Here is a 17,898-nt window from a genome sequence, read left to right as displayed (position 1 = left end):
CTTCCGCAACAAGCAGGTTTACTCATGAATGTGCAAAAAATTGCCGTGATTTGTCTTTTCGCGCTGATGGCGCTCGGCGGCACCGGCGGCTTAATGCTGGTCGGCTACACCCTTATTCTGCATTCACGCTAACGGCACGCTGCAGGCGTTCAAACAGCCGGTCGGTGACGATCGCCAGCAATGCCACCAGCAGCGCGCCCTGAATCACATACGCCGTATTAAAACCGCTCAGGCCGATAATCACCGGCGTACCCAGCGTGCTGGCACCTACCGTTGAGGCGATAGCCGCGGTGCCAATATTCACAATCACCGACGTACGGATCCCCGCCAGAATCACCGGCGCTGCCAGCGGCAGCTCAACCTGAATAAGAATCTGCCACGGGCTCATGCCGACGCCGCGCGCAATCTCGCGGCTGGCGGCGGGTACGCCATCGATGCCCGCCAGCGTGCTTTGCAGAATCGGCAATAATCCATAGAGCAGCAGCGCGACAATCGCAGGCTGCGCGCCAAATCCCATCACCGGCACGGCAACCGCCAGCACCGCCACCGGCGGAAAAGTCTGTCCTGCCGCGACCACCGTTTCTACCAGCGAACGAAATTCCGCGCCCCGCTTACGCGTGACCAACACGCCAATGCCAACGCCAATCGCCACCGCGCACAGGCTGGATATCGCCACCAGTACCATATGGGATAGTGCCAGCTGCACAAAACTTTCCTGCTGATAGAGCGGCCGTTCCAGCTCGGGAAAAAGTCGTGCAAACAGTGGCCCACTCAGAGGCATCAGCAGCAACAGCGCCACGAACAGCGCAATCAGCCAGAGTAACGGATCGCGGAGCAGGCGCATCAGTTCAGCTCCCGCTGGCGCAGCAGATCGCTGAAGTGCAGCACGCCCAACGGCTTCTGCTGCTTATCCACCACCGGCAGTTTATCCACTCGTCTGGCAATAAACTGCGATAACGCCTCGCGCAGGTTCATACTTTCACCGATCGCCTCGCCGGGCAGAAACTCACCGCGCCGCGCCGCCGCGCCCGCATGGCCCAGCGACAGCAATCTTACGCCAAGCTCGCTGCGGCCAAAAAAATCGCGCACAAACTCACTGGCGGGCTGCGTTAACAATGTCACCGGCTTGCCCTGCTGCACGATGCGTCCTCCGTCCATCAGCACAATTTTGTCCGCCAGCAGCAGCGCTTCATCAATATCGTGGGTGACCAGCACGATGGTGCGGCCTGAAAGCTGATGAATGCGCATGATTTCCTGCTGCAACGCCGCGCGGGTAACCGGGTCGAGCGCGCCAAACGGCTCGTCCATTAACAGCAGTTCCGGATCGGCGGCCAGTGCTCGCGCCACGCCGACCCGCTGCTGTTGGCCACCCGAGAGCTGATGGGGATAGCGGCTGGCAAAGCTGGCATCCAGATTGAGCAGGGCCAGCAGCTCCTCCACGCGTGCGCGAATCTGCTGCCGTGGCCAGTTCAGCAGCGCGGGCACGGTGGCGATATTGCGCGCCACCGTCCAGTGTGGAAACAGGCCAATAGACTGAATGGCATAGCCCATGCGCCGCCGCAGCTGCTGTGCGTCAATCTGCCTGATCTCTTCACCAGCAAAGGTAATGGTGCCGGCATCGTGCTCAATCAGCCGGTTGATCATCTTCAGCGTGGTGGATTTCCCGGAGCCTGAGGTGCCAATCAGCACCGTAAACTCCCCTTTATTCAGGGTGAAAGTGAGATCGGATACCGCGGCTTTACCGGCGAACGATTTGCTGACCTGATTAAATGCGATCATCCGTTTCTGACCTCCAGTAACGAAATAAGGAATTTGAACAGCGCATCGGCGATCACCGCCAGCGCAATCACCGGCATGACGCCGAGCAGCACCAGCTCCAGCGCGCTGCTCAGCAAACCCTGAAAGATGATCGCGCCAAAGCCACCGGCACCGATCAGCGCGGCGATCACCGCCATGCCAATGGTTTGCACGGCAACCACACGCAGGCCGGTGAGCAGCACCGGCAACGCCAGCGGCAGCTCGACCTGCCAGAAAATCTGCCGGGTCGACATGCCCATGCCGCGCGCGGTTTCCCGCACGCTGGCGGGCACCTGCTGCAAGCCAGTGACGACGCTGCGCACCAGCGGCAACAGCGCGTAAAGCACCAATGCGATCAGCGCGGGTGCCAGGCCAATGCCGCTGATGCCGAGCCAGGGCACGGCTTTTGCCAGTGCTGCCAGCGGTGCGATCAGCAGGCCGAACAGCGCAACCGACGGCACCGTCTGAATAATGTTCAGCAGCGAGAAGGCGGGCCCCTGCAGCGGCGCGCGGCGGAACAGCATCACACCGATGGGCATGCCAATCAGCAAAGCGGGTAGCAGTGTGGCGATCAGCAGAAGTAAATGACGGGCCAGCGCCTGATCAAACACATCATGACGATTTACATACTCTTTCATCAGCGCCAGCTCACTGAGCTGTCCGCTGGCGATCAGGGCGATCACCGGCAGCCAGAGTTGTGCATTGAGCAGCAGTCGCCACAGCGGCTGACGAGTGAGGTGGCTGATAGCGTCGGCGGCCAACAATATGCTTAGCGCCAGGCTCAGCCACAGCCCGCTGGCAAAGCTGGTTCGCGCCAGTGCACTGCCCTGCGTCGCCAGCTGGGTGGCTTCACGGCCGCTCCAGTAGAGCAACGCAAACAGCAGCGCTTCCCCGAGCAGCAGCGTCAGCAGCAGCGTGGCTTTTTGACGCGGCAACCATGCCAGCAGCAGCAACAGTGGAACAATCGGCAGCCACAGCAGATCGACGAAAGAAAGGTGCCCTGCCAGCCACAGTGGCTGGCCAGACACCAGTCGGTTTGGCGCATAGTTGAGAACAGGCAGCAGCATCGCACCCGCTAACAGCACGACCAGCAGCAGCAGAACACGATTTTGAGGAGCAAAGCGCAAAGGCATGGTTTCCCTGTTACGGGCAGCAACGCCGCCCGTCTGCGATAGCGATCAGAGCAGTTTTTTCTGCTGCAGATAGTCAGCGGCGACCTGTTTGGCATCCTGGCCTTCCACCGCAATTTTCGCATTCAGCGACTGTAAGGTTTTTTCATCCAGCGAGGCAAAAACCGGCTTCAGCCACTCGGCAATCTGCGGGTGCTGCTTTAAGGTTGCCTCGCGGATCACTGGGGTTGGCGCATAGATCGGCTGCACGCCTTTGGGATCGCTGAGCGTCTGTAATCCCAGCGCAGCCACCGGGCCATCGGTGCCGTAAGCCATGGCGCCGTTTACACGGGAGGTTTGCTGCGCGGCCGCCTTCAGCGTTACCGCGGTGTCGCCACCGGCCAGCGAAAGTAGCTGACTCTGTTCCAGCTTGAAGCCGTAGGCTTTTTCAAACGCTGGCAGCGCATCAGATCGTTCAATAAACTCGGCCGATGCCGCCAGCTTGAATTTGCCGCCTTTTTTCAGCCAGGCGCTGAGATCGTCCAGCGAACTTAGCTTGTTCTGCTGGGCCACATCGCCGCGCACGGCAATGGTCCAGGTGTTGTTAGCGGGCGCAGGCGTCAGCCAGACCAGATGATTTTTCTGCGCGTCGAGCTGTTTGACCTTTTGATAGCCCGCCTCGGCATTGCGCCACGCCGCATCCTTCTCATCACTAAAGAAAAATGCGCCGTTGCCGGTGTATTCAGGATAGATATCCAGTTCGCCTGCGGTAATGGCCGCCCGCACCACCTGCGTATTGCCTAACTGAATTTTATTCACCGTCTCGACGCCATGCTTTTCCAACACCTGCAAAATGATGTTACCCAGCAGCGAGCCTTCGGTATCGATTTTCGAACCGACGCGCACCGCATCGGCTGCCTGCGCGGTGGCACTCAACGCCATACAAGCGGCCAGCGCCAGCACCGTCCGGCGAAAAGGAGTCAGGGTCATGGTTGATATCCTTCAGTAAAATGGTTTTTTTCGGATGAGATTAAGCGTAGCCGATTTTTTGGTCTTCCAGACAGAGGGGCAGATTTCGTGATGCCCGATCGCGGGCGGCTTTTAAGGTCAAAGGTGACTTTGTTCTGCCTTGCAGGCTGGCTTTTAGGGTCAATGTCTTAAGGTCAATGTCTTTAAGGTCAATGTCTTTAAGGTCAACAGCCATTTCGTTCTGCCTGAAGGCAGACCGAGCAGGGGCGGCATGCGCCCCGCCCCTGCACCCCGGCTATCCGGCAAACACAACCGCCCGCTGCGCGGGTGCCCTCAGCAAAACCCTTTTCCTGACGGACCGGACGCGATTCGCTCCCAGCTCAACGCGCCCTCTCGCCACATCCCTGCGGCTCGCCCTGGAAAACGCTTTCGCCTCGGCGTTTGTGATGCCTCTTAAAGGTCAAAACCCAAGTCAAAAACAAAAGAAAAAATTAAATAAAAAACAAAGACGATGATGAAGATAAAAACGAAGATACTTCAGTTTTTTAACTTTTTAACTTTTTAACTTTTGGTGTTGAGGTTTGGGCACTGGGCTTTGGGCTTTGGACTTTGGACTTTGAACCTTGGGCTTTGGGCTTTGGGCTTTGAACTTTGAACTTTGAACTTTGAACTTCAGATTTTAGATTTTAGATTTTAGATTTTAGATTTTATTTTTAAGGTTTTGACTTGGGGGTTGACGTTGAGGAGGCATCACAACTGCTGAGGAGGTGAACATTTTAGGATGTCCCGCCATGGATGGCGGGGCAAGGGAGCGCTGAGCAGGAGCGAATCGCGAGCGGTCCGTAAAGAAATGTGAACTGACGAAGGTACCCGCCTGTGGCGGGCGGTTGTGTTTGCCGGATAGCGCGGGTGCAGGGCCGGGGCGACTGCCGGCCCTGCTCGGGCTGCCTTTAGGCAGAACGAAATCGCCTTTGACCTGGCCCTGCTCGGGCTGCCTTCAGGCAGAACGAAATCGCCTTTGACCTTAAGACGTTGACCTTAAAGACGTTGACCTCAAGACGTTGACCTCAAGACGTTGACCTTAAAGCCGCCTGCCAGGCAAAACGCCCCCACCGTAGCGCAACGGCCCCCTCCCCCCTCTTACAGTTTGAAACTATTCACCACCAGCTCCAGCTGGACGCTCTGCTCTTCCATCGCCTGGGCGGCGGAAGAGACCTGCTCCACCAGCGCGGCGTTCTGCTGGGTGGTGCTGTCGAGTTGGGTAATCGCCACGTTAACCTGATCGATGCCCATGCTCTGTTCACGGCTGGCGGACATGATCTCGCTCATCAACGTCGTAACGCTGCTGACGCCCTGCATCAGCTCATCCATGGTCTGACCGGCCTGTTCCACCAGTCCGCTACCGGCGTCAATATTGGCCACCGACTCTTCAATCAGCTTCTTGATTTCACGTGCTGAGTTGGCCGAACGCTGAGCAAGGTTACGCACTTCGGAGGCGACTACCGCAAAGCCACGACCCTGTTCACCGGCGCGTGCGGCTTCCACCGCGGCGTTCAGCGCCAAAATATTGGTCTGGAAAGCGATGCTGTCGATCACGCTGATGATATCAACCACCTTACGCGATGAGGTATTGATAGCGCCCATGGTGGCAACCACTTCGCGCACCACGCGCGTGCCGCGTTCAGCCACTTTAGAGGCGTCACCTGCCAGCTGGTTAGCATGCGTAGCGTTATCGGCATTCTGGCGCACGGTGCCGGTTAACTCTTCCATGCTGGCGGCGGTTTCGACGATCGAGCTGGCCTGATCTTCCGTGCGTGAGGAGAGATCGGAGTTGCCGCTGGCGATTTCGCGTGATGCGGCCGTAATCGCCAGCGCGCTGCTGCCAACCTGGCGCATCAGCCCCTGCAAATATTCAATAAACTGGTTGAAGCTCTGCGCCACCGCGTTGAACTCCGGACTCTTGCTGGCAGGCAGGCGCTGGGTTAAATCAGCACCGCCGGTGGAGAGCGCAACAATGTTGTCGTTCAGTCCGCGCAGCTGGCCCATGGTGGTACGGATAAAGCCCAGCAGCACCAGCAACAGCACTAACGCAAGCGGGATCTGCACCAGGCCCAGACGCATCAGCATGCCGTTGGTTTGCGCCATTAACAGGCTGGTTGGTACGTCGCTGGCCAGATACCACGGGCTGCCGCTGATCTGCTGCACAAACAGCGTGTGATCGCCATCGTCGCCCTGATAGCTGCTTTCCATCGGCTTGTCGCTGGCCGTGCTCAGCAATGCTTTCAGCGGTGCGGCCATGCCGTTTTTCAGATCGCTGAGGTATTCCAGCTTAGGCGTGCCATCTACCAGCGCAGCGTTACCGACAATTTTGCCGTCCGCTTCAACGATCAGGACGTTGCCTTTGATTGCCTCGCTCATCTCTTTGGCCAGATGGTTAAAGAAGCCCAGCGTCACGTCGATGGTGGAAACGCCCCACACTTTGCCGTCGCGCCAGATCGCCATCGCACAGTTGGTGCGCGGCTGCGGGCTGGCAGCATCCTGATAGGCATTGGCCCAGGCACACTGCCCTTTCGGCGCTGCCTGACCAGCTTTATGCCACGCCTGATCGTAGTAATTGTCGGCCGCGTCGCTGTTCCAGTAAGTGTTAACTTTCAGTTCGTTGTTGGCGTCGCGAGCAAAGAAGGTACTGAATTTAGCCCGTGCCGGATCGCGCACATTGGGCAGTGGCCAGATGCCGCCGCCAAACACGTTGCTGTCCTGATACTGGTTAACCAGCGTCGGCAGTAACGTGTCAATACTGGCGCTGTCGAGGGCGCTGACCGTTTCGGTGATCGTACGTTGCTGCGCCTGCACACGGTTCATCTGTTCGACGATGCGTGCCGCCAGCGAGTCAACTTCATAGCGCACCAGACGGCTTTCATTCGCCGTGAGCTGCGGTGCGACAAAAAGATTAATTACCACCACGGTGACGATCATCAGCAATGCAAAAAAGCCGATAAGTGCAGCGGTAAAGCGGGCCTGGGTTGTTTTTAGCATGGGAGCACCACTTAACTCGGAACAGGCGTGATTGCCTGATCCGAATTAACGGCGCGGAAGAAGAGATCTTGAGAGCAAAATGTGAAAATGATGTAAAAAATTTCGTAACGTGACTATCGCCACCGTTACACTGGCTCTGCCACCACCTGCTGACGCGGACGAAAGATATGATCGCATGCCTGCTCGCGCAGCAGCGCCACCAGTTCGGTGCCGCCGCTGCTGCTGGCAGCGGCAAATTCCCGCTCCGCTGGCGTCACCGGCGTGGTCCACAGCAATCGCGGCCGCTCACCGTCGCGTTTGGGTAGCAAAAACTGGCCGCTGCTACTGGCCAACTCGCCGCTGATTAGAAAGGCGTCAAAGCCGACCGGTGCCACATCGGAAGAGAGCAGATGCCCTTCCCCCAGCCAGTTGAGCTGCGCCCAGGGAAAATGGGCAAAACTGGCCAGCGCACTCGCCATCTGCACCGCATTCTCTTCGCTCATCACCTGTGCATCGATCGCCATGCCCAGCTCGATTCGCCGGTGCTGTGGCGCGAGATCGGCGTAGAGATGATCAACCCACGGCATAGCGCGCGTGCTCATGCCGAGGGTCAGGAAATACCAGATGCCGTCATGGTAATGCTGAGAAATTGCCATCGGCGGCCAGCCCGACTGATCGATGCTGTAATACTTCAGCGACTCACCATACTGCTGCTGATAGCAGCTGAGAAACTCATGCTCCACCAGCGGCCAGAGATGGCCATCGTGCCAGTCACGCCAGAAGTGGCGAAATTTCTCCGCCTGCGCATAGTGTTCATTGGTGGAAGCGGAGCCGAGCGGCGCCGTCAGGCGATTCTCTTTGATACAACTGGCCGAAAAGCTGACCTGCTTGTTCTGATACAGGCTCCAGCCGGGAATCACCGCCAACAGCTGTCCCTGATACCAGAGCGCGGCGCCATCGTCGGTGGGTTCCCACAGCACCTGCAGTCCAGCGCTATCCAGCGGCGGCTCCGCTTCCAGCGTACGGCAGAAAGCCGCGCTTAACAGCGGTGGCACACCCTGCTCCAGCGCATCATTGTCTTCCTGCGCCGGCGCGGGCAGCAGATTGCGCAGCCAGCAGCCGCGTACAGCATACTGACCGCGAAATGCTTCGGCGGGCCAGATATAAAAATAGGCGGTGCGCTCATCCTGCTCGACGGTGGCAATCAGCGTGTTTTGCTGATTAGCAACCTCAGCAATCCGGTGTGAATAGGTCATAATGCCTCGACGTCCTGGGCAGGGATACTTATCCCGAGAGTAGTGCAGGATGCCGCACGCCGCCACGGCCGAACAAGGGTAAAACTCTCAAAGTGACCGGCCAACGCGAGCCATGGCGCGATGGTGTGCGCCCTGGCTAATCGACCAGCGCAACCCAACAGCCAGCAGGTCAATCTGCCGATCAATTTGCCAGCGCTTTAGCGGCGTAAAGTGATAGCCGGACTGCGCCTGAGCCCATTCCGGCAGCAGGCCGATACCCGCCAGCATCATGGTTTTCATCGCCGGTTTTGCCTGCCAGCTCGGCGCAGGCGCGCTCATCAGCAGGCGCGTCACCTCCGCGGTACGCTCGTCGTAACGCAGTTGCGGACGCATGGCGACAAGATAGTCCGCCACCGCCTGACGGCTTTTCGGCACCTGCTCTGCGCCCAGTGCTTCTGCCACGACCGCGGCTTCGGCGTAGTAACGATCCTGTTCTGCCCCGCTCAATAGCCGATTTTTGTAGCGCAGATGCGCCGCCAGAAAGCGGCTGGTTTCCGCGACGTGCACCCAGGTAAGCAACTGCGGATCGCTGGCCTGATACGGCGTGCCGTAAGCATCCACGCCCGAAACCTGCAGGTGAATGCGTTTAACCCGCTCGATCAGCGTGTTGGCATCGGCACGATTACCGAAGGTGGTAACGGCGATAAACTGGCTGGTGCGTCGCAGGCGGCCCATCATATCTTCGCGAAAACTGGAGTGATCCCAAACGCCCGCCAACGCTGAGGGATGCAGCATCTGCATCAGCAGCGCGCTGATGCCGCCGCAGAGCATGGAGGTAAAGTCGCCGTGAACGCGCCAAATCACGCTGTCCGGGCCAAACAGTCCCGGATCGCCAGGCGGCTGCGACAGGTCAAACTCGTTGAGAGAGAGGCCATTCAGACGAAAGACCTGTTGTTGAATACGGTTACGGAGTGATTGCATAGGCGTGACACGATTTTCTCTGGCGCGGCAGAGGCTGGCTCTGCCGCGCGGGGGTATTAAAGGGCGTCGAACGAGGTATCCTGCGTATGCACAGAATCGAGGCCAATCATCACGTTGATTTTGCCTGGTTCCATGACGTACTGCATTTTTGCATTCCAGAATTTCAGCGCGTTGCCGTCAATCGGGAAGCTCACCGTCTGCGATTCGCCCGCTTTCAGCATAATGCGTTTAAACGACTTCAGCTCCTGCACCGGACGACTCATGCTGGCAACCGGATCGTTCAGATAGAGCTGCACCACCGTGGCACCATCGCGTTTACCGCTGTTGGTCACGGTAACGCTGGCATCCAGCTTACCGTTACGCGCCAGGGTTTTTGATGACAGCGTCACCGGCGAAACGGTAAAGGTGGTGTAGCTCAGGCCGTAACCGAATGGATAAAGCGGGCCGTTAAGCGCATCGTAATAGTGCGACGTGTATTTATTAGGCTTAGCCGGATTGTACGGGCGACCGGTAGGCAAGTGGTTGTAATAGATTGGAATCTGACCCACTGAACGTGGGAAGGAAACCGGCAGCTTGCCTGATGGGTTGTAATCGCCAAACAGCACGTCCGCGATGGCGTTGCCGCCTTCGGTGCCGCTGAACCAGGTTTCCAGCAGCGCGCTGGCCTGCGCATCTTCTGTTGCCAGCGTCAGTGGGCGGCCATTCATCAGCACGATCACCAGCGGTTTGCCGGTGGCTTTCAGCGCGGCCAACAGCTTCTGCTGGCTGGCTGGAATGGTCAGCTCGCTGCGGCTCGACGCTTCATGCGCCATGCCCTGCGCTTCGCCTACCGCGGCCACCACCACATCCGCTTTTTGCGCGGCGGCAACGGCTTCATCAATCATCTGCTGAGGCGTGCGGCTGTCAACGCTGACCGCCTGCTCATAAAGGTTGAGAAAATCCTGAATGGACTTGTTGTCGCTGATGTTGGCGCCTTTGGCGTAGATCACCGTGGCGTTGCCGGCAGTGGCATTTTTCATGCCCTGCAGCAGGGTCACCGACTGACGGGCAAGACCGGCGGCTGACCAGCTGCCCATGATGTCACGCTGGCTGTCGGCCAGCGGCCCGACCAGCGCGATGGTGCCCGCTTTTTTCAGCGGCAGGGTGTCCTGCTCATTCTTCAACAGCACCATGCTTTTACGCGCCACGTCACGCGCTTCGGCGCGGTGCAGACGGCTTTCGGCATTGGTATCAGCCGGATCGGTTTCTTTCGCGCCTAAGTGGCTGTAGGGATCGTTAAACAAGCCCATATCGTATTTGACGTTCAGCACATGACGCGCGGCGTCATCGATTTCCGCCTTGCTGACCGCGCCGCTTTTCACCAGATCCGGCAGGTATTTACTGTAATACTCATCGCTCATGCTCATGTCGATGCCAGATTTCAGCGCAATGCGCACCGCTTCCTGCGGATCGCTGGCAACGCCATGCTTAATCAGCTCTTTGATGGCACCGTGATCGCTGATGGTGATGCCTTTGAATTTCCATTCGTCACGCAGCAGATCTTTCAGCAGCCAGCTGTCTGCGGTGGCCGGCACACCGTTAATGGCGTTCAGCGACACCATGACGCCGCCGCTGCCTGCATCCAGTGACGCCTTGTACGGCGGCAGATAGTCCTGGAACATGCGCTGCGGGCTCATATCAACGGTGTTGTAATCACGACCGCCTTCCACTGCGCCATAGAGTGCAAAGTGTTTAACGCTGGTCATCACGGCGTAACGATCGGCAGGACTTTTTCCCTGCATCGCTTCCACCATGGTGCGCCCCATTTCTGAGGTCAAATAGGTATCTTCGCCGAAGCCTTCGGAGACCCGGCCCCAGCGCGGCTCACGGCTGACATCGACCATGGGTGCCCAGGTCATGTTCAGCCCGTCGTCCGCCGCTTCATACGCTGACACGCGACCCACTTCCGCAACCGCATCAAGATCCCAGCTGGCAGCCATGCCCAGCGGAATCGGGAACACCGTGCGCTGGCCGTGCACCACGTCATAGGCAAAGAACAACGGAATTTTCAGGCGGCTGAGCTGCATCACCTGATCCTGCATCGCGCGGATATCCTGCCGCGTCACGGTGTTGAAAATCGCCCCCACCTGGCCCTGTTTGATCATCTCGCGAATCGCTTCTTTTGGCGTCCCCGGCCCAACGCTGATCAGACGCAGCTGGCCAATTTTTTCATCGAGCGTCATCTTTTGCAGCAGTTCGCTGACGTAAGCGTCGCGTGCCTGTTCAGTTAACGGGTGGGCAATTTCAGCCAGCGCAGGTTGCATCGCCAGCGTGACAGCAAGGCTAACAGAGTAAATCCATTTCATCAGATTGGGGTCTCTTAAGTTTCAATGCGAAGCGGGTAAACAGCGGCCACTGAGTGTGCCACAAGAACAGAATAGCAGGTAGTGGAGCAGTACAGCCTTTTTGCTACGCGTGCTACAGTTTCAGCGATCAGAGCCACAGGAAAATGCTATGCAACATGCTGAAGAGACGACCCGTCATACCCTGATAAACGATCTGCGTCGGCTGCTCGGCGGCGCGAATTTGCTCACCGATGCGGAGCAAACCGCCCGTTACCGTCGGGGCTTTCGCTCCGGCGAAGGCGATGCCATCGCGGTGATTTTTCCCGGCACGTTGCTGGAGCTGTGGCGTGCGCTGCAGCTGATTGTGGCGGCCGATCGCATTATTTTGATGCAGGCGGCAAATACCGGCCTGACCGAAGGTTCAACGCCCAGCGGTAATGATTACGATCGGGAGATTGTGATTATCAGCACCCGTCGCCTCGACGGCATTCAGCTGATCGATCAGGGCAAACAGGTGCTGGCGCTGCCCGGCAGCACGCTGTGGCAGCTGGAGAAGCTGCTTAAGCCGCTGGGACGCGAGCCGCATTCGGTGATCGGCTCATCCTGCATTGGCGCCTCGATTATTGGCGGCATCTGCAATAACTCCGGCGGCTCGCTGGTGAAGCGCGGCCCGGCATGGAGCGAAATGGCGCTCTATGCGCAGGTCACGGAACAGGGTCAGCTGCAGCTGGTAAATCACCTTGGCATCGATCTCGGCAGCACGCCGGAGCAGATCCTCGGCGCGCTGGATGATGAGCGCTGGCGCGACAGCGATGTAAGGCACGATCAGCGCCACGCTTCCGATCATGAGTACGCTGAGCGGGTGCGCGACATCGACGCCGATACCCCTTCTCGTTTCAACGCCGATGCGCGGCGTCTGCATGAGGCCAGCGGCTGTGCCGGTAAGCTGGCGGTGTTTGCGGTGCGGCTCGATACCTTCGAGAAAGAGCCGGAACAGCAGGTTTTCTACATTGGCACCAACGACACCGCGGTGCTGGATGAGATACGCCGCCATATTCTCGGGGAATTTACCCATCTGCCGGTGGCCGGAGAGTATATGCACCGCGATATTTTTGATATCGCGGAGGTCTACGGCAAAGATACCTTTTTGATGATCGACAAATTCGGCACCGAGCGGATGCCACTGTTTTTCAGCTTAAAAGGCCGCGTCGACAGCTGGCTGGAGAAGTTTCGCTTTGTGAAGCCGCATCTGACCGATCGGCTGTTGCAGCGTGTCAGCGGCCTGTTTCCCGCTCATCTGCCTGCGCGCATCAAGCAGTACCGCGATCGCTATGCCCATCACCTGATGCTGAAAATGTCCGGCGACGGTGTGAAAGAGGCGAACGACTATCTGCGTGATTACTTTAAAGAGGGCGGCGGCGAGTTCTTCCTGTGCAGTGATAAAGAGGGCTCAGCGGCCTTTCTGCATCGCTATGCGGCGGCGGGCGCGGCGGTGCGCTATCACGCCGTACACCATCAACAGGTGGAGGAGATCCTGGCGCTGGATATCGCCCTGCGGCGCAACGATCGCGACTGGTTTGAAGTGCTGCCCGAAGAGTTTAATGACGCCCTGCTGCACCGCCTTTATTACGGCCATTTCCTGTGTCATGTTTTTCATCAGGATTACATCGTGAAAAAAGGCGTCGACGTGCATGCCTTGAAAGAGAAGATGCTGGCGCGACTGAATGCGCGCGGTGCGGAATACCCGGCGGAGCATAACGTCGGACATCTCTATGCGGCGAAACCGGCGCTGAAGCACTTTTATCAGCAGATCGATCCCACCAACAGTTTTAATCCGGGAATTGGCAAAACCAGCAAGCAGAAGCACTGGGCAGAGTGCGGCTGCGGCGAAGAAAAACTGCAGCCGTAACCGCACGGCGCTCTCCGCAACAGGAGAGCGCCAAACCATCATGAAAGCGGTTTCGGTTCCTCTTCCACCACGACCGGCTGGCCTTTGCGCTCAATAACCATGGTCTGCGGCAAGGAGAGCGCGACGCCCTCTTTGCGCAGCCGGGTCAAAATATCAAACAGCAGATCGCTTTTAACGCCGCCAATCTGCCGCTGACCCGAGACGTTGCCGGTGACGCTGAGCACGATGCCCTGCGGCGTTAAATCTTTGAAGGTCACCGAGGGCTCCGGCGTCTCCAGAATGCGCTCGTTCTGCGTGTAAACGTCGAGCAGAATCTCACGCACCTGCACCGGATCGATATTTAGCGGGAAAGTCAGCACAATCGTGACCACGCCCTGCGCGTTATTCATGGTGGCGTTGCGCACGTTCTGCGAGATGAGCTGCGAGTTAGGCACGATCACCGTGGATTTATCACCCAGCTGAATTTCCGTGGCGCGCACGTTGATGCGGCGAATATCCCCTTCGACGTTGCCGAGGCTCACCAGATCGCCCACTTTCACTGGCCGCTCGGTCAGCAGAATCAGGCCAGAGATAAAGTTCTTCACGATCTCCTGTAGGCCAAAACCGATACCCACCGACAGCGCGCTGACGATCCACGCGAGTTTGTTCCACTGCAGGCCCATGGTTGAAAGCGTCAGCAGAATCACCAGCACATAGCCGAGGTTACTGAACAGCGTCACCAGCGACACGCGCATGCCGGTGTCCATGGTGGTTTTTGGCAGGAACTCGTTGTCCAGCCAGCGACGTACCGAACGCAGCACGTAGATACCGACCACCAGGCAGATCAGCGCGTTAACCAGATGCGCCGGTACAATGTTCAGCGACTCCAGTCCTTTGCCGCCCCAGAACTCAGCCGCTTTCTGCAGCAGCTCAATCGGCGTGGAGGAACCAAAGGTGCCGTTGAGCAGCGCCACCACCATCACCAGGATCAGCACGGTTTTACACAACGCCGCCAGCAACGAGGCGGCCTGTTGCAGATGCCGCTCATCCAGATTAAGCAGGTTCTGAATACGCTTGCCGGTAGGGTTACTGGTCGACAGCAGCGTTTCGCAGAAGTCGTTGACCAGATGGCTAAGCAGATAGAACGAGCCCACCACAATATTGAACCAGACCAGCTCATAGCTGAGGAAGCGGCCAAAAGTGACGTAGCCGATCACCAGCGACACCAGAATGGCGATGCCAACCAGCGTCATGGCGATTTGCAGCAGCCCGGCAAAGGTCGACTTCACTTCGGTAGTGGTGGCGTTTTCCGCCGCGCGATGGCGGGCACGCTTGATGCGCATGCTGATCGACACCGCCGTCAGGCCAATCAGCAAGGCGGTCATGCCGTTGGCCATGATGGTGGTTGATACGCTGGTGCCGACGCTGTTATTAAATGCCTCAACGGACTGGAAGATAAATACCAGTACCGCGGTAATCGGTGGAAACGGCTTCAGCGCCATCGCCACTTCGTTAGAGATGGCCGGCAGCCGCCATGATGGGCGACGGGTAGAGAGAAACGCGCGACCCAGACCAGCAATCAGCCCGCAGAACACGCTGAGTTTCACCAGCTTATTGATGAAATCCTGCACATCGTCAGAGACTTCTGCCCGACGCGTAAAGGCGAGATCGAGGAAGTTAAAGGCCAGCACTACGGCCACCAGCGTGGTCAGGGCGATCGCCGCGGCCAGAAAGCTGCGACGTAAACGCCCTTCCGGCAGCTTATTAATGCTGACCCACGCCAGAAACTCCTCGCCATAGCGACGGCCAAAGGTCGCTACCAGAATCGCGGCGATGGTCCAGGCCACGGTGCCAAAGCGCCAGCCCGGTTCCCAGGAGAGCGCGGCGGTCGCCTGTAGCTCGTCGGCAAAAGCGCTGATTTTCGCGCCGTCCAGCTCCTGGCCACCAAACAGCGGGCTCCAAAAACGTGGCCCGAAGATGGTGCCAGAATTCAGCGCCAGCTGGTTTTTAATCGCCTCACGGCGCAGGTTAACGATTTGGCCGGAGAGGTTCAGCGAGCCATTTTTGATCGCCTCGGCCTGTTTGATCTGATCGTCGAGCTTCGCCTTCTGGCTTTCCAGCGCGGCGCGTTTACGCACCACTTCGGCGGTCTCTTTCACGCCGCTGCCCGCCTGAGGAGCCGGACCGAGAACTGCCAGCTGAGCCAATACCTGCTGGCGCTGTGGAATCAGCGTCTGACCCAGCGTATCGGCATTGCCGGAGAGCTCCAGCGCCATTTCGTTAAGCGGCTCCAGCTTGGCGTCGTTGTTTTCACCCGAGACCTGGCCTTTGATCTTATCGAGTATTTTTTGCATTTTCGGCAGTTCAACCGCCGCATTGATTTTCGGTGGTGCGTCGCTGTCAGCGCTAGTCTGTGCACTGTCGTCAGCATCGGCCGCAACGCTCAGCGTGGGCACTCCTGCTGCCAGCAGCATCGCCAGCAGGCATAGTCGAAGAAAAGTGAAAGTCCGGGTCATGAAGCATTCCAACTGTGACAAAAAATGGCGATATCCCCCACCGCCGTAAGCGCGTAAGTGTATGCGCCTGACGGCGCGCAGACTATAGGATTGACGGGTGAAAATGCGCGGTGAAACGATAAGCGTTTTTGTTCTGAAAACGGCCCGCGTCGGCGGGCCATAGTGCATTACTCGCCGTCAGCGCCTGCGGTGCGGTTGCTGACCACCTGCGATGCCTTCTGCTTTTTATAGGCCAGCGCCGCGGCGGGCACCGGCGCCGATTTACCGGTTTCCAGCCAGTCGCGCAGACGGTTGGCATCGGCAAAGTGGGTATATTTGCCGAAAGCGTCCATGACCACCAGCGCCACCGGACGATTGTTGATCACCGTGCGCATCACCAGGCAGTGTCCTGCCTCATCGGTATAGCCGGTTTTGGTTAGCTGAATGCGCCAGTCGGCTTTGTAAACCAGATGGTTAGTATTGCGAAACGGCAGCACGTAAGGCGGGTTGCTAAAGGTCGCCATCTCTTCACGCGTGGTGCTGAGCTGGCCAATCAGCGGATACTGTTTGGTTGCCATCAGCAGCCGCGTTAAATCGCGGGCGGTTGAGACGTTGTGAATCGACAGGCCGGTTGGCTCAACGTAGCGCGTGTGGGTCATGCCGAGCGCACGCGCTTTGGCGTTCATCGCGCGAATAAAGGCGTTGTAACCGCCGGGATAATGGTGCGCCAGACTGGCCGCGGCGCGGTTTTCTGACGACATCAGCGCCAGCAGCAACATATTGCGGCGGCTGATTTCGCTGTTAAGCCGCACGCGTGAATAGATGCCGCGCATTTCCGGCGTCTGGCTGATATCCACCGACAGCTTTTCATCCAGCGACTGATGCGCATCAAGCACCACCAGCGCGGTCATTAATTTGGTGATCGAGGCCATCGGGCGCACCAGATCGGGATGACTGGCGAACAGCACCTTGTTGGTGTTGAGATCGATGATCATGGCGCTGCCAGAGGCAATTTGCGGCTGATTCAGCGGCGCGATATCGCCTGAAACTGGCGCGGCCACGGCAGAAGGCAACAGGGTCTGGCTGGCAAACAGCAGCGCCAGGCTCAACAGGGAAAAGCGGATTTTTGCAGGCATGGTGGCACATCTTTACCGGTTAAAATGATGCTCTGTCTCAGACAGGCCGCCACCGCCGAAATCCAGTCATGGCGGGGGCTAACGCAGGCATCATACTCCGGCCACCAGGTAAATTCCTACAGGAGATTGTTTCAGTGGGTAACAGGTTACCGCCAGCCTGAGCGGCGGCAACCTTGCGTTTACACCAGATGATAACCGTAGCCCCACAGCACCACGGTCAGGGCCAGCAGAACCTCAAACACCAGCACGCCAATGGCCAGTGTCGAGCCCGAAAAGCGCAATCCTTCATCACGATCGATATTCAGGAACATGGGAATGCCGACGTACAGCAGATAGCCGGTATAGGCCAGCGCCACCGCGCCCACCAGCAGGCAGAGCCAGACCAGCGGATAGAGCGCCACAATGCCGCTGAGAAACAGCGGTGTTGCCACATAGCCAGCAAAAACGGTGCAGCGCGCCAGTCCCGGACGCTGTGGATAGCTACGCGCCATCCAGTGAATAACCCGCCCCATTACCGCTACGGCGCCAAGAATAAGCAGATAAAAGAGCACGCCGAGTCCAAGGCCGGTCATCAGATTAATAGGGATGTTTTGCCCACTGCCAAGATTCCAGCCAATCTGCGTGGTGCCGATAAAGGCGCAGATCACCGGAATCGCTGCCATCAGCAAAACATGGTGGGTGTAATGGTGAGAAACGGTTTCGTTTTCTTGCTTGATGCTACGCATCTCCTGGCCGGGATGCGCTAAAAGTCCCCAGACATGATTCATAAAATCACTCCTCTGAAACGACTTGCCGTCGGCGTGGCGCCAGGCGGCTTCTCTTTGAGTATACGAGCCGCTGCGGCTTTTGCGCGCCAGGAGCGCCTGTTGTGCAAAAAAAAAGCAGCCTGAGAATATTTTCGCTCTCGCTGCGCGCTTCCCGTGACGGCGTATAGACTTACTGCTTCAGG

14 protein-coding genes are annotated in these 17,898 nt (G+C 58.2%); 2 read left to right on the top strand and 12 right to left on the bottom strand.

What is annotated here, in order from left to right; genetic code table 11:
• Nucleotides 1–24 precede the first annotated feature (24 nt).
• Nucleotides 25–132, top strand: coding sequence for a protein YohO (locus tag EM595_RS21045; protein ID WP_157883850.1), 108 nt, complete (start codon nt 25–27; stop codon nt 130–132).
• Here EM595_RS21045 and EM595_RS05985 read toward each other — a convergent pair.
• From EM595_RS05985 to bglX, 9 genes are all read right to left on the bottom strand, one after another.
• Complete coding sequence (locus EM595_RS05985; protein ID WP_067428986.1) at nt 113–844, bottom strand: ABC transporter permease; 732 nt, start codon at nt 842–844, stop codon at nt 113–115. The genes EM595_RS21045 and EM595_RS05985 overlap by 20 nt on opposite strands.
• Nucleotides 844–1,779: an ABC transporter ATP-binding protein gene (locus EM595_RS05980; RefSeq protein ID WP_067428984.1), complete on the bottom strand. Its 936-nt coding sequence runs from the start codon at nt 1,777–1,779 to the stop codon at nt 844–846. Before EM595_RS05980 ends, EM595_RS05985 begins: the two co-directional genes overlap by 1 nt.
• On the bottom strand, nt 1,776–2,930 hold the full coding sequence (locus EM595_RS05975; protein ID WP_067428982.1) for an ABC transporter permease: 1,155 nt from the start codon (nt 2,928–2,930) through the stop codon (nt 1,776–1,778). Before EM595_RS05975 ends, EM595_RS05980 begins: the two co-directional genes overlap by 4 nt.
• A 45-nt stretch (nt 2,931–2,975) precedes the next feature.
• A complete protein-coding gene (osmF, locus tag EM595_RS05970) occupies nt 2,976–3,848 on the bottom strand; it encodes a glycine betaine ABC transporter substrate-binding protein OsmF (protein WP_157883909.1) in 873 nt (290 codons plus the stop codon).
• Between the two features lie 88 nt (nt 3,849–3,936).
• Complete coding sequence (locus EM595_RS21040; RefSeq protein WP_157883849.1) at nt 3,937–4,110, bottom strand: hypothetical protein; 174 nt, start codon at nt 4,108–4,110, stop codon at nt 3,937–3,939.
• Between the two features lie 905 nt (nt 4,111–5,015).
• Nucleotides 5,016–6,911 (bottom strand): methyl-accepting chemotaxis protein, encoded by a 1,896-nt coding sequence (locus EM595_RS05965; protein WP_067428977.1) that lies wholly within the window; start codon nt 6,909–6,911, stop codon nt 5,016–5,018.
• Nucleotides 6,912–7,036: 125 nt separating this feature from the next.
• A complete protein-coding gene (locus tag EM595_RS05960; protein WP_067428974.1) occupies nt 7,037–8,146 on the bottom strand; it encodes a suppressor of fused domain protein in 1,110 nt (369 codons plus the stop codon).
• An 87-nt stretch (nt 8,147–8,233) separates the two neighbouring features.
• Nucleotides 8,234–9,106 (bottom strand): oxygenase MpaB family protein, encoded by an 873-nt coding sequence (locus EM595_RS05955; RefSeq protein WP_067428971.1) that lies wholly within the window; start codon nt 9,104–9,106, stop codon nt 8,234–8,236.
• A 56-nt stretch (nt 9,107–9,162) separates the two neighbouring features.
• Complete coding sequence (gene bglX, locus EM595_RS05950) at nt 9,163–11,451, bottom strand: beta-glucosidase BglX (protein WP_067428968.1); 2,289 nt, start codon at nt 11,449–11,451, stop codon at nt 9,163–9,165.
• A gap of 148 nt (nt 11,452–11,599) precedes the next feature.
• Between bglX and dld the strand changes: the two genes are divergently transcribed.
• Nucleotides 11,600–13,339, top strand: a complete 1,740-nt coding sequence (gene dld / locus EM595_RS05945) for a D-lactate dehydrogenase (RefSeq protein WP_067428965.1) — start codon at nt 11,600–11,602, stop codon at nt 13,337–13,339.
• A gap of 38 nt (nt 13,340–13,377) precedes the next feature.
• Here the strand turns inward: dld and EM595_RS05940 are convergent, their stop codons facing one another.
• The 3 genes from EM595_RS05940 to EM595_RS05930 all read right to left on the bottom strand — a co-directional run bounded on the left by EM595_RS05940 (nt 13,378) and on the right by EM595_RS05930 (nt 17,716).
• Nucleotides 13,378–15,834: a DUF3772 domain-containing protein gene (locus tag EM595_RS05940; protein WP_067428960.1), complete on the bottom strand. Its 2,457-nt coding sequence runs from the start codon at nt 15,832–15,834 to the stop codon at nt 13,378–13,380.
• A 167-nt stretch (nt 15,835–16,001) separates the two neighbouring features.
• Nucleotides 16,002–16,949 (bottom strand): D-alanyl-D-alanine endopeptidase, encoded by a 948-nt coding sequence (gene pbpG / locus EM595_RS05935; RefSeq protein WP_067428957.1) that lies wholly within the window; start codon nt 16,947–16,949, stop codon nt 16,002–16,004.
• Between the two features lie 179 nt (nt 16,950–17,128).
• Nucleotides 17,129–17,716: a Yip1 family protein gene (locus EM595_RS05930; protein WP_067428954.1), complete on the bottom strand. Its 588-nt coding sequence runs from the start codon at nt 17,714–17,716 to the stop codon at nt 17,129–17,131.
• Nucleotides 17,717–17,898 lie beyond the last annotated feature (182 nt).

Source organism: Duffyella gerundensis (genome assembly GCF_001517405.1).
GTDB lineage: Bacteria > Pseudomonadota > Gammaproteobacteria > Enterobacterales > Enterobacteriaceae > Duffyella > Duffyella gerundensis.
This window is presented reverse-complemented; position numbering and strand designations above follow the sequence as displayed.